Source organism: Spirosoma arboris, assembly GCF_009754945.1.
GTDB classification, from domain to species: domain Bacteria; phylum Bacteroidota; class Bacteroidia; order Cytophagales; family Spirosomataceae; genus Spirosoma; species Spirosoma arboris.
This window is the reverse complement of the sequence record NZ_WPIN01000004.1, coordinates 40,210-53,116: the sequence shown is the minus strand read 5'-3', so window position 1 is coordinate 53,116 and position 12,907 is coordinate 40,210. Positions and strand designations below refer to the sequence as shown.

The 12,907-nt window shown below is 44.8% G+C and carries 6 protein-coding genes; 3 read left to right on the top strand and 3 right to left on the bottom strand.

Going from position 1 to position 12,907, the window contains the following annotated elements; all coding sequences use genetic code 11:
• The first annotated feature begins 151 nt into the window (after nucleotides 1-151).
• The 3 genes from GO755_RS11455 to GO755_RS11450 all read left to right on the top strand — a co-directional run bounded on the left by GO755_RS11455 (nucleotide 152) and on the right by GO755_RS11450 (nucleotide 4,641).
• Nucleotides 152-3,256 (top strand): lamin tail domain-containing protein, encoded by a 3,105-nt coding sequence (locus tag GO755_RS11455; protein WP_198174815.1) that lies wholly within the window; start codon nucleotides 152-154, stop codon nucleotides 3,254-3,256.
• Between the two features lie 497 nt (nucleotides 3,257-3,753).
• Nucleotides 3,754-3,906: a hypothetical protein gene (locus GO755_RS40900; RefSeq protein ID WP_198174814.1), complete on the top strand. Its 153-nt coding sequence runs from the start codon at nucleotides 3,754-3,756 to the stop codon at nucleotides 3,904-3,906.
• Between the two features lie 24 nt (nucleotides 3,907-3,930).
• On the top strand, nucleotides 3,931-4,641 hold the full coding sequence (locus tag GO755_RS11450) for a hypothetical protein (protein WP_157584901.1): 711 nt from the start codon (nucleotides 3,931-3,933) through the stop codon (nucleotides 4,639-4,641).
• 8 nt (nucleotides 4,642-4,649) lie between these two features.
• Here GO755_RS11450 and porU2 read toward each other — a convergent pair whose 3' ends face one another.
• From porU2 to GO755_RS11435, 3 genes are read right to left on the bottom strand one after another with little or no spacing between them, the layout of a single operon-like run.
• Nucleotides 4,650-7,883 (bottom strand): putative type IX secretion system sortase PorU2, encoded by a 3,234-nt coding sequence (gene porU2 / locus GO755_RS11445; RefSeq protein WP_157584900.1) that lies wholly within the window; start codon nucleotides 7,881-7,883, stop codon nucleotides 4,650-4,652.
• 60 nt (nucleotides 7,884-7,943) lie between these two features.
• A complete protein-coding gene (locus tag GO755_RS11440) occupies nucleotides 7,944-9,395 on the bottom strand; it encodes a DUF1501 domain-containing protein (RefSeq protein WP_157584899.1) in 1,452 nt (483 codons plus the stop codon).
• Between the two features lie 5 nt (nucleotides 9,396-9,400).
• Nucleotides 9,401-12,874, bottom strand: coding sequence for a DUF1553 domain-containing protein (locus GO755_RS11435; RefSeq protein ID WP_157584898.1), 3,474 nt, complete (start codon nucleotides 12,872-12,874; stop codon nucleotides 9,401-9,403).
• Nucleotides 12,875-12,907: the final 33 nt, after the last annotated feature.

Here is a 12,907-nt window from a genome sequence, read left to right as displayed (position 1 = left end):
ATTTTAAATTTTAATTTGTACATAATTATGAACATAAATAAATAATACACTAAAACACTCGTTGTACACGATTGTGTTTTTAATTTATAAAATAATTAAACGTTAAATCACTTCAATTTTTGCCACTCGGCGGTCTCTGAATCATTTTATTATGCTAAAAAACTTACTCTTCGTCCTATCTTTTCTTTTGGTAACGCACGCACTGCAAGCGCAGATGGCATTACCACTTAGCTCCTTAGCTAGTTCCAGTCCTTCGATGGCCTGGGCAGGTAATAACAAGAATCCAGGTCGCTATTCGGCAACTTCTGGTAGTTCAGCCAAGGTATTTACTACCCATGTTGCTAGTAAAGGGAATCTAGCCCCAACAGTATCCGCAAACATTGTTATTAGTCAAGTGTATGGTGGTGGTGGAAACGCTGGAGCTACTTACAAAAATGACTTTATTGAATTATTCAACCGAGGCAACACGCCTGTTAATATTGATGGATGGAGTGTGCAATATGCATCATCTTCAGGAACGAGCTGGCAGGTAACCAATCTTTCCGGCACAATCCAGCCTGGCAGATATTACCTAGTACAGGAATCGATTGGTTCAGGAGGTACTGTGAACCTTCCTACGCCAGATGCCATAGGGACTATAGCTTTGTCAGGAACTGCAGGTAAGGTAGCCCTGGTGAGTGTTCCCACAGCCTTATCAGGTTCATGTGCTGCAGGTGCTAATGTTGTTGATTTTGTTGGTTTTGGCACTGCCAATTGTTTCGAAGGCTCAGGCCCTACTCCAGCTCCCAGTAATACAACGGCTATTTTGCGAGGGAGCAATGGCTGTACAGAGACTGACAATAATTCCTCTGACTTTGCCACTGGCGCTCCCAATCCACGTAATATATCAGCATCGGCAAATCTATGTAATCCAACCGGGCCAGCCCTTAGTGTTTTGCCAACTACAAAATCGGGGATATACTACATTGTAGACAATGGCCCATCATCTCCTGTTTCATTTACAGTTACTGGCAGTAACCTGACGCCTACTACTTCTGTTACGGTTGTCCCTCCAGCTAATTTTGATATTTCAACTGATGGCACAACCTATGCAAACAGTCCTATTGAAGTTTTACCTTTAGGAGATGGGACGGTTAACAAAACTATCTATGCTCATTTAACTGCAGGGCTTTCTACCAGCACTTATTCAGGTAGCGTAACAGTAAGTAGTTCTGAGGTAACGGGAGCCAAAACCGTCGCTCTAAGTGGCGCTGTTTATCCTGCGGGCTCAGTAGGCCCATGTGGTACTTCTATTCCTATTGGTGCAGTCAGAGCCGGAACAGATGGTACTGTATATACGGTTACCGGTCGGGTAATTTCGAATATAGGCACCAATATTTATATTCAGGATGCAACTGGCGGTATTTTACTCTATACGGGTACAGGCACCACAACACCTATTCCAGAGCTAACTATTGGCGATGAAATTCAGGTAACAGGTACACTAAGTACCTACAATACAGACAAAGAGCTAGGCACCTTTACCGGATGCTTTGTCAATACGGGTGCGGCCAACGTAATACCAACCTCTACAACTGTTACAACAGCTACACTTTGCGATCATAAAGGGGAACTGGTAACCCTGCCTGGTGTAACGATTGCCTCATCAGCGACAGCCTTTGCGGGTAATACCAATTACACCTTAAGCGATGGCACGGTTATACGGATTCAGAATGGCACTAATCTGGTTACGGCATCCAAGCCTACGGGTACCATAGATATTACAGGTGTAGTTAGCCTGTTCAATAATGTTTGCCAGTTATTACCTCGTTCGACAGATGATGTTCCTGGCTCAACACCAACTGCGGCTGCATGTCCGGAAGTGGGTACAGGTGGATCAGGCACTGCGGTTACTGGCACCTTAGATATTGTCTGGTGGAATGTCGAATGGTTAGGCAACACAGGTTTTGGGCCTACAAATGAAGCGCAGCAACAAAGCAATGTAGCGACTCAACTCCAGACAATGAACAAGGATATCTATTGCCTGGAGGAGATTTGTGATCTTACCAAACTAGACGCTATTGTTGCTACTTTAAGTACAAACACAGGAAAATCATATACGTATACATGTGGTGCTGATCCAACCCGTACACCAGCTATTTACTATTCGCACTGGTTCGATGATCCAGAAGTAACAGGAGATGCGACAACATATGCCCAGAAAGTATGCTTTGTGTACGATAAAGCGATTGTCACCAATGTATCAGCAAGCCAGATTCTGACAGGTACTGCGGGTAGCAGCGATTGGGCATCAAACCGATTCCCTTTGCTAATGAATTGCGATGTCACGATAAATGGTATCAAGAAAAATCTTAAACTGGTTGGGCTTCATGCTAAGTCGGGTTCTGATGTATCATCATACAATCGCCGTATAGCTGATTTCAATTCCTTAAAAACATACCTTGATGCTACGTATCCAAACGATAACGTGCTAATTATGGGCGATTATAATGACGACGCAGATCAATCAATTTATATTGATGGAACCACCACTTTTGTTTCGTCATTTAGTGCTTTTACAACTTCTCCAGACTATACGGTTATCACCAAGCAACTCAGTAATTGTAATGTACCCAGTACGGCTTCTTATCCGGATATTATCGACCATTTAACGGTCTCGAATGAGATTAGCACAAACGGAACATTTACGGCAAGCGGTATACAGTACATAACAAATTCGGTAAATAATGTCCGACCTGTTACAGGGGGTACAACTACTTCCGACCACTATCCAGTAACAGCTCGTTTTCTGTTTGCCGCCCCGGATTTGACACCTACAATTGATCTACCTCAGGCTAACTTCAGTGATAATGCGACCAACACCTTCCTTGTTACTATAACAGAGGTTGGTAATATGCTTTCTGCTACTGGCAATACTGTTATAACAATCACGGCGCCAGTGGGCTATACCTTAGCTTATGATAATACGCTCACCACAATCAATGTCACAGATGGTGAGGCTAATCCAGTTACGGTAGATAATACAAAATGGAGTGTCACGAATAACTTGTCAGACAAGCAATTAACGTTGACCGCTGTCGGTGGGCAGCCTATTGCGGCAAGTGGTAAATCGGTTCTAGGCTTAAGCATTACCCGCACGAGTGCCAATGCAGGCAGTGCGTCAAATGTAATGGTTAATATCACGGATGATGCATCACAATTGTATGATAGTAACTCGACAAATAATGTCTATTCCCGAGTTATTAGCGGCCTTTGATCAGTTGTAGCTAACTTAATTGTACGCCAGCGAATTCAATTAGCTGACTATGTTGGGGATTATAAGCACCTGATAAGAATGTGTTAGCGTAAAATTGAGCATAAGGGATTCTAAAGCAAATGGGCTGACCGTCTTCAAGACGGTCAGCCCATTTGCTTTAGAAATAAATTGTAATGTGCTATTCACAGATCCACTTAGCTTCATAGTTTCTGTAAAAGCCATTTAAATACTCTATTTCTAAAAAATAAATTACATAAATTTACACACAATAAATTTATGTGTTTACGAAAAAACTATTAGTAGTGTCTCTACTACTTTATTCATTGACGAGTCTTTCTAAAGTAACAATATATACTTTCTTAAGCGCTGATTCTGGTAACCAAGCGCCGAAAGATGTTAATAGAGAGGTTTTCAATAGTCTACGTTCACATAAATAATCATTCAAAATTAGTATTCCGTAAGCTGTTTGAGTAACCTAAAATTTTCCATTTTATCACATGAAGCGTAACTACACCACCATCTCTGTAAAAAAGGTTAAACGAGCCTATAAACAACCGAAACTCATTAAGTACGGGCACGTCTCTCAACTAACACTGAAAGGAGGAAGTGCTTCTGATACCATGTCATCAGTAAATGACTTTCAGGCATAAGGCTGAAAAGGTTTGAAAGCCGTCATGCTTAAGGTTAAGCTCACCCAGAACAAGTTCAATGTAAGCGCTATCTGCATTTTACTACTTCTATATGCCTGCAAGCAGGTGACTATTAGCACGCAGTATGACGGCGACTATGCACATGCGGAAACAGGACGTTTTTGGATATATGAAGTCCAGGAAGAACAGTATTCGCTAAGTGATTCTTCAATTTCAAGTACTTATTTTTTCAAAGAAACGATTGGGGAGTTGCTGTCAACAACACAGGGAAGTAAAACCTATAAATTGACCCGCTACAAAAAAAGCCGATTGTCGGACAACTGGCGAGCTGATTCAATCTGGACTATGCAACAGTGGCCCGATAAGCTGATTCGTACCGAGAATAATATAGCTTATGTAAAACTCATTTTTCCGGTTGCTACTACTATTTCTTGGAATCAAAATGAGTATAATGCGCTGCCAGCCACCCTATATCAATACACAAAAGTTGGGAAGCCTTATAAGATCGGTACTATCAATTACTCCAATACTGCTCAGGTTACCGATAAGAAAAATGACTCAACGGCTATTTCTCTACATCGTCAGTTGGCAATATATGCTTATCAAACAGGGTTGATTTTTAAAGAAACTACAGATCTGGCCTATTGTCAAAGCTCGTCTAATTGTATAGGTAAAGGACAAATTGCTTATGGCTACCGTCAGCAATGGACATTGATTGAATCCGGTAAAGAATAACAATACGCCTACCGTTTCACGAGTTTACCTCTAACGGTCTCCAGCCTGCCGTCTTCCCAGGTTATTTCCAGACTACCATGATACAGGCCAGCGGGCTGCAATCGGAGATTTTCCCAATAGACTGTATTTTCACCAATAAAAGGCGTGACGAAATAGCTATCAACAAGTACGCCTATACTATTAAAAATCTGGAGTTTGGCTGTTTTGGGCACTATTTTCCCAGTGAGCGTAAAGCTGATTTGCACAACCTCATTACTTGGATTAGGATACGCTTTCCATTGAATTGGAGTCGATTCATCTATCACCTTAAATGTGATATCATACGGGTTTCCTGATGAATTTCCGGCCGCATCGCGGCCCATTGCCAGAAGTTCATATGTACCGGCAGCAAGTTGTACTAACGGATAGGTGGCCATCAACGACACAGATGAGATCGCCGACCCCGACTGTGGTTTTAAAGCTACAAATGGGCAGGAATCACATTGTTTTAGGTAAGCCTGCATATTGGCTAAATCGCCAATAGACAACTGATTTTCATCCGTTAAACCAATTTGAATGATGGGGTTAGCCGAAACGTAGTCCCCATTCTTAATAACTCGATTATCAATCGTGACTGACAATATTGGATTTAGTTGGTCGGGCAAAGCATTGATGGGATAAACGCTGCTTTTCTGGATTTCCGGCCAATCGGCTAAATCAATAGCTAGTTGATTATTAGCTTCATTGAGTTCGTCTATTGTCGAATCGCTATCAATGGTTATTTCTATTCGTCTTACGGAAAGCTCTTTCTTAATGGGGAAAAACAAGGTGTCATGAACAGCATCAACCAGAATGGAGAATTTCTGACTGGTTACTTCATTGTTCGTATATATTTTTCTTAGCGCTATTGAAACCGGTTGGTTTGCCAGGTATTTCCCGACATTAGCTAAAATCAGATTAACGGTAAGCGAGTCATCATTCGCAATAATCGTCCCTGATTTTCGAGTCTGAAGAAATAGACTACGAGCCACATAGTCTGGTTTCGACAACGGAAACACATGCAGAGCAGGATCACCTTGCAGAATAATCTGCTGCATATCACTCCTTAAGGTCAGATCACCACTCTGCGACGAAAGACTCTGATTAACAAGTTGCTGAATCTTCCCTAAAGTCAGGGTAATACTCGAACTGTCGGTAAAGAGCTTTTGATAAAACGTATAAACGTACTGCTGCGTACTGTTCGGGTAACTCCAAAATGAACTAGCTAAAACAGCAATTGCTCCCTTATCAGGTGTAATCAGCCAATCTGTACTGAGCGGATCGTATTTATAAAAAATGTTATTGACGCTACAACCATTGAAAAACAGGATAGGGTACTTTCCTTTATTATGAAAATTGCTGGTTGGGGCTGAACAATAACCGAAATTAAAGTCGAGTGTGTTCGACGATCCATGACCAGCGTAGCTAATCATGGAAACACCTTCATTCACCTCTTTAGAAATATCAATAGCTTCTACTTCGGTAACCGTTTTTTTAGAGATTGTTTTAACCTGTGCACCCATAAACTGATTTTCGGCAACCGGGCGAAGTTGCTCCATCAAGCTCTTTAAATAGAGAATTTCAGCTTTGTCATGACCGCCATTTAAATGCAATATTCGCTTTTGCCATTCATCAGGTACAGCTTGCTCAAACTCTTTTACTTTGGCCAGATAATTCAGTGCCTGCTGATTGGTTGTTACGTTGATTCTGCCACTGGAGATCGCCTGTACAAATTCAGGAAAGCCCGCCAATCCCATGGTTAACAATGCATCGGAACCCGGATATCCAAACGTTGGCACTAGGTCATCGGCTTCTGATATTTTCAACACATCTGGAAAACTAATCCCCCGCCCCAGCAAAAACAATTGCTTATCAGTCCCACCCGACAGCATAAAATCAGCAAAACGGCGAATCGCGATAGGACTCCGTTCGCCAAAATTAAACTGCTCGTAAATAGCCTTCGTTTCAATCACCAGCGGTTTATAGCTCCCTCCTGCTGCCGATAAACGGTAAGCAGCATATTGATTAGCTGACTCCAGCAGTGAACTGTGTGTAACAATTAGATAATTAGCCCCTTTAGGCTCAAGTACAGGAAAGTCAACAATTGAGGTAGCATTTACTTTCTTGATCTCATCACTAACAAACATTCGTTGTTGGGTGGCTGTATTAGGCACAACCAATTGCTTTGTTTGACTGGTTATTTTGGCAAGATTGTACTGATCGGTTATAATGTAGACAATGTGATCAGCGCTCAAATCACTAATCTGTACGACAGACTGATTCAGGTTATTAGGGCGCAAATTGAAATACTTACTTCGCTGACCATCTAGTGGAAAACTTTGTGGATAAACTACCTTCAAATAGGTCATTGAATACCAGTCGTAATTAGTCGCTTTCAATGTCTGCGTCTTCAATAAAACAGACTCATTGTTTATCGCATTTTCGGCCAGAGATAGGGTTATTTTTCGAGGGCTGAATGCGCCAACTACAACAGTATCTAATGGACTTTTTTCATCTAAAGCGTACCAGAGTTGGTGGTCATTGAGCGAGCGGCCATTTACCTGAAACTCTAAAATGGGCTGTAGTTCATCTGTATTGACTCGATTTTTGAATTTCAGGCTGAATCTGGCAACCGTGTCAGAGGTGATATATTTTCCTGTCCATCCCTCTCCTTCTTCAAAATAGCTTTGCTGTACAGAAGGCACTAACCCAATGGAATTATTGAATGAATATTGATCGGAGTAAACAGTAAGTTGTTCCTCCAGATGGTATTTCTCGAGAGCCTGATTCGTTGGTTTGAAAGGATAAGTCAGAATCCGTTTGCCTGGAGTTTGTCCAATCGTCAGAAAATAAAACGTTTCGTCGGAAAATAAACTGTGATAGGGATTGGCGCGAGAGGCATGATAGTAGACTAGACTGTCTTGTTCGCCCTTATTTTTTTCAGCGTAAAACTCAATAAAATCGGCAGAATCAAATCGCCCATCAGCCTCTCCGACTACTTCAATAGCCAGTTCACGCCCATGATGGAACAGTTGGAGATTTTGGGGATTGACCGTATCGACAGCAAAACCAGCACTTACTAGTTCGGCATAGCTGATGCGATAGATACCATTTTCAGTAATGCTGATCTTTGCATAGGACTGAGATGGAACGATCCATTCATTTCCATAACGTAATTGGGCCAGACTGCTATAGATAAGCAGAAACTGGAGAAGGAATAACACTAAAACTCTCAAGCACGGTAAGTATCTAAATATCCCATGCAAGGTACATTCAAACGATCACTATGCCAATAATGGCTTCACTACGTTACCATGCACATCGGTCAGGCGGTAACGTCGGCCCTGGCTCTTAAACGTTAGCTTTTCGTGATCCACGCCAAGCAAATGGAGAATTGTCGCCTGGAAATCATGAACATGAACAGGTTCCTTTATTACGTTATACCCAAAATCATCGGTTTCGCCATAGACCAATCCTTTTTTGACGCCAGCTCCAGCCATCCAGACCGAAAATGCTCGTGGGTGGTGATCGCGGCCGTAGTTATCGCGGGTGAGTTTTCCCTGCGAATAGGCTCCTCGTCCGAACTCTCCGCCCCAAATCACGAGCGTGTCGTCGAGTAGTCCACGCTGTTTCAAATCCATGATGAGTGCCGCCGAAGGTTGGTCAACGCTCTTTGCCTGGATTTTAATATCATTAGGCAAGTTTCCGTGCTGATCCCAACCCTGGTGGTATAACTGCACGAATTTCACATCTTTTTCAACGAGCTTTCTGGCTAGTAGACAATTGGCGGCAAACGTACCTGGCTTGCGACTATCTGGCCCGTACATATCGAAAATATAGTCTGGCTCCTTCGAAATATCGAGGGTTTCAGGAACAGATGTCTGCATGCGGTACGCCATTTCATACTGCGCCATCCGACTATTTATTTCGGGGTCCAGTACGTGCTTGAATTGTTCCTGATGCAGTTTACCCAGATAATCGAGCATACGCCGACGGCTGGATTTATCAATTCCCGGTGGATTATTGAGGTAGTAAACCGGATCTGGTCCAGACCGAAATACGACGCCCTGATGCACCGATGGCAGAAACCCATTGCTCCAGAGTTTAGCATACAACGGCTGGTCGCCATCGCGCCCTTTGGACAGAAGCACCACAAACGAAGGTAAATTCTGATTGTCAGAACCCAATCCATAGCTAACCCAGGAGCCTAATGAAGGACGTCCGGCTTGTTGGCTTCCCGTCTGAAAGAAGGTTACAGCCGGGTCGTGATTAATGGCTTCAGTATGTAAGGAGCGCACAAATGTTAGATCGCTGGCAATACTGGCCGTGTGCGGCAACAGTTCGCTAATCCACATTCGGCTGGGGCCGTATTGTGCAAATTTATACTTTGAGGCCGCTAACGGAAACCGACTCTGGCCCGCGCTCATGCCTGTCAGCCGTTGTCCATTCCGCACCGATGCAGGTAAATCCTGCCCCCACATAGCTTCGAGTTTCGGTTTGTAATCGAATAATTCTAACTGCGAAGGAGCACCACTCTGGAACAAATAAATCACCCGCTTCACTTTTGGCGGGAAGTGTGGTTTACCAACAGCGGGATTTTCTCCGGGCCCGGCAGCTCCAAACAAGTTGGTTGGATTCAAGAGTGAAGCCAGGGCAATGGTGCCTAAGCCCGCGCTAGCCTGACCCAGAAAATTCCGGCGGCTAAGCTGATCGTGTAATTGATCCTGAATATCCATAGCCTTTACCGTTTTATGATCGCTTCGTCGAAATTCATTATTGTACTTGTCACTACTGTCCAGGCAGCTAATTCGACCGGATTGAGTTTTTGATCAACCGGGTACTCGCCTACGGATAATAACTCTGCCGCCCGTTTCGGGTTCTGCTTAAAATCAGTCAGTTCCTCGGCGTAAAGCTGCTCCATAAGTGCAATTTCTTCGGGTCGGGCTGGGCGGCTGATTACGGCTTTGAAAATAGCCATTAGTCGCTCCTTTCCGACTGGTATGGCTGGCACTACGTGTTGCGCCAGTACACGCGCGGCTTCTACAAATTGCGGGTCGTTCAACGTAACAAGTGCCTGGAGCGGAGTACTCGTTTTCTGCCGTTTCACAATGCAGGTGTGTCGCTCGGCCGCATCGAAGTTGAGCATCATTGGTGCGGGAGATGATCGCTTCCAGATGGTGTACATCGACCGACGGTACAAACTATCGCCGTGATCCTGTTCGTATTTTACTGCATTTCGCGTAGCCAAAGCCTCCCAAATACCCGATGGCTGATAAGGCAGAACGCTTGGTCCACCTATTCGCTGAGTTAACAAACCGCTTGCTGCCAGAGCATTGTCACGTACTTGCTCAGCCGACATTCGGTAGCTTGGCCCACGTGTCAGGAACATATTTTCCGGATCGGTTTCTCGCGTTTTTTCGGGTACTGCCGATGCCTGTCGGTACGTTGCTGACATCACAATTAATTTGTGCATGGCCTTTGCATTCCAGGCATCGGGAGTTCCTTCCTCGCCACGGAATTTAACGGCCAGATAATCCAGCAACTCGGGATGGCTAGGCAAGGCGCCTTGATTACCAAAATCATCGCTGTTTTTAGCTAATCCCTGGCCGAAATATTGCTGCCACATTCGGTTTACCATAACGCGGCTAAACAAGGGATTTTTATCAGACAAAAGCCACTTCGCCAGACCAAGCCGATTCTTCGGCGTCTCCTCGTCCATTGGGTTCAGGCTATGCAAAACGGCGGGCGTCACCACTTCGGCAGGGGCATCGTAGGCACCCCGTTTCAGCAAATGCGTTTCGCGCGGCACCGGACGTTCCTGCATAATCATAAGCTGATCGGAGTTGGTATAGAGCATAAGTTGCTCTCCTCGCAATTTCATCGCTTTAGCGTAATCGGCCCGATAAACGGGGTCTTGATTTGTAATGTAGTAGGTATATAAGCCCGTTCGCTGAGTCGGTGTTCGGTTAGCAACAGGCGTTTTGAGGGCTATTGCCAATACATCAGGTTGACCCGCCAAAGCAGGCATTTCGAGCGGAGTCAGGCACCGCTTGTAGATGCGAAGCTCATCGACTGCAAAATCCTTGTAGAAATTATCGTGCATCCGACCTACATAAAAATTATGCTGTGCCCAGTGAGTCAGATTGCGACCATACACCATACTATGAATCAGATTATCGGCAATTACATTGGTGCGGACAGGTCGGCCATTTATGTATACAGTGATGCCTTTTGCCTGACCCGTTCCATCATAAGCAAACGCGACCTGAAACCATTGGTGAACAGGCACTTTATCAATCGTTTCAATATCAATGGCATTGGCGGGCCAAACGTGGCTAAAGGCTAACTTCAGTCGCCCATCGGCTAATAAATCAAGCTGATACCCACGCTGACCGTCCATTGGCCCAGTGGTTCGTCCCAGCAAGGTGAGCGCCATACCTGGTTTCGCCAGGTTAAACCAACTGCTAATAGTAAATGGCTCGTTTTGCTCAAAAGCACCAAACTTGCTCGGCAACTCGATATAACTATCACCGCCCAGGTATCGTGCTTTGCCAAAACGACCCGGCACCGAATAAGCTACTTTGTCGGGATCACCCCCTAACCGAGCGGGTAACGTATCATTGACCGTATTGGCAAACGCATTGCGGGGGTCTTTCCAGAGCTCTTCTTTCGTTTTTGGCTTTGGCGGCTCTTTCTTCTCGGCTACCTTAACCTCAGGCTTTTTAAGCTTGGCTTTGGCCTCTTCTTCTTTCTTTTTCTGGGCGTTCTCTAGCTTTCGCTTCTCATTCTGCGCTTTCACAAATGCGCTGATATCGGTCCGATCCGCTTCATCAAATGTATAATGCGCCAAAAGGCCAGAATCGATTGAACTTATTGAACGAGTCTTCGCCAGCCACTGCCCAAACCGTTGCTGATAATCGGGGCGATTTGGATTTAGTTTTTGTTCAAGCGGAGTAAGCTGGTCGCGAATAAATTTCAGTTTAGCATCTGTTTCGGGCTTTGTCAGCGTGATGGTCGGAGCTGCTTCACCATTGTACGGAATCTGGCCTCGCTCATTGTTGCTGTTGAAAAAGGCAAACAGCGAATAATAATCTTTCTGACTAATGGGGTCGTATTTATGATCATGGCAGCGAGCACACTCCACCGTTAGACCAAGCATCGCTTTTCCAAAGGTATTCGTCCGGTCGGCCACATATTCTACCCGGTATTCTTCGTCCACAATGCCACCTTCCTGACTTTGCTGATGGTTTCGGTTGAAGGCCGTAGCAATCAGTTTTTCCTTCCAGTCAGCCGAAGCTTTCAGATTGGGCAGTAAATCACCGGCTAATTGCCAGGTAATGAACCGGTCAAACGACAGGTTATGGTTATAAGCCCGAATAACCCAATCACGGTAGGGCCAGATCGTTCGGAGGCCGTCGTCCTGATAGCCATCCGTATCTGCATAGCGAGCCACATCGAGCCACTCAACTGCCTGTCGCTCACCATAATGAGGGCTTTTCAATAATCGGTTGACAACTTTCTCGTAGGCATTTGGGGACTTATCGGCCAGAAACGCATCGACTTCGGCAGGTGTTGGAGGAAGACCTGTCAAATCCAGACTAACCCTTCGTAATAAAGTTGTTTTATCAGCCTCAGGTGCGTGCGGCAACCCCTTGGCTTCCTGTTTGGCCAGAATAAATCGGTCAATGTCGTTTTTCACCCACTGCTCATCTTTCACCTTTGGAATATCCGGCAAGGTTGGTGCAATAAGCGACCAGTGTTCTTTGTACTCCGCCCCCTGCTCAACCCAACGAATAAGCATCGCTTTCTCTTCTGTCGTTAAGCTCAGATTGGATTTCGGCGTCGGCATCATTACGTCGGGGTCGGTGCTAATGATGCGATTTACCAGTTCACTCTTGGCCAGGTTACCCGGTACAATAGCCGTGTGACCACTTTTTGCCAATGCTTCATAGGCCCCTTCAGGCGTGTCTAACCGCAAACCTGCCTGTTGTTTGGCTTTATCGGGACCATGACACGCAAAGCAACGATCGGACAAGATCGGCTTGACGTGTAAATTGTAATCGACTTTTTCGGGAAGGTTTGATTCAACCGCAACAATCTCAGCTGGTTTTTCAACCGAACTGTGGCAGGCCGTCAACCAGACAGACGCGCCGAACAGACCAGCTGTTACGCTAAGAATAGTATATCGAAACCGTATGTCAGACCAGACGAGCATAGAATGAACCGCCGAGACGGAGGAACCGATTGA

What these genes read in the sequence shown, in the direction of transcription:
- GO755_RS40900 (WP_198174814.1), top strand. Translation starts at nt 3,754, where the DNA reads ATGAAGCGTAACTACACCACCATCTCTGTAAAAAAGGTTAAACGAGCC.
- GO755_RS11455 (WP_198174815.1), top strand. Translation starts at nt 152, where the DNA reads ATGCTAAAAAACTTACTCTTCGTCCTATCTTTTCTTTTGGTAACGCAC.
- GO755_RS11435 (WP_157584898.1), bottom strand. Translation starts at nt 12,874, where the DNA reads ATGCTCGTCTGGTCTGACATACGGTTTCGATATACTATTCTTAGCGTA.
- GO755_RS11450 (WP_157584901.1), top strand. Translation starts at nt 3,931, where the DNA reads ATGCTTAAGGTTAAGCTCACCCAGAACAAGTTCAATGTAAGCGCTATC.
- GO755_RS11440 (WP_157584899.1), bottom strand. Translation starts at nt 9,395, where the DNA reads ATGGATATTCAGGATCAATTACACGATCAGCTTAGCCGCCGGAATTTT.